Annotated in this window: 1 pseudogene; it reads right to left on the bottom strand. The window is 74.7% G+C overall.

The annotated features are described in order from the left end of the window. A pseudogene (locus tag IJ15_RS0124230) lies at window positions 1-466 on the bottom strand (tocopherol cyclase family protein); the annotation flags it as partial. Window positions 467-486 lie beyond the last annotated feature (20 nt).

Consider the following 486-nt stretch of genomic DNA (forward strand, 5'->3'; position numbering starts at 1 on the left):
CCGCCCACCCTTCGGCGCGGCCGCCGAGCAGCCACGGATGCCAGTACTGGTTGAGCGCGGGCACGGTGTGGAACACGCTCGAACCACCGAGACGCCGGCGCGGCCACGGCACGGGAGCGGTGATCCGGACGTCGAGACGGGCGTCCGGGGCGAGATCGACGCGGACCCGGTCACCGCTGCCCGCGAACGCGTCACCCGCGATGGCGCCGAGCCGGACCGGGTCGGCCCGGCCGTCGGGATGGGCGGCGGTGCGCAGGAATCCGCCGGGATGCGCGGCGAACCCGAGCGTGGCCCAGTGCCCGTCGTCGGCGCGGTTGATCCCGGCGAGCGCGATCAGCACCCGGCCCGTCTCGCGTTGCGTGAACCGCCAGAAGTAGCCCTCCATCGCGACGTCGTGCGCGGCCAGCGGATTCCCGAACGGCACGTCGGCGCCGGTGCTGCGGTAGCGCGCGAGGAGACCGGGCATGCCGCGATGCTAGGTCGGTC

The sequence above is a fragment of the Prescottella defluvii genome (assembly GCF_000738775.1).
Classification (GTDB): Bacteria; Actinomycetota; Actinomycetes; order Mycobacteriales; family Mycobacteriaceae; genus Prescottella; species Prescottella defluvii.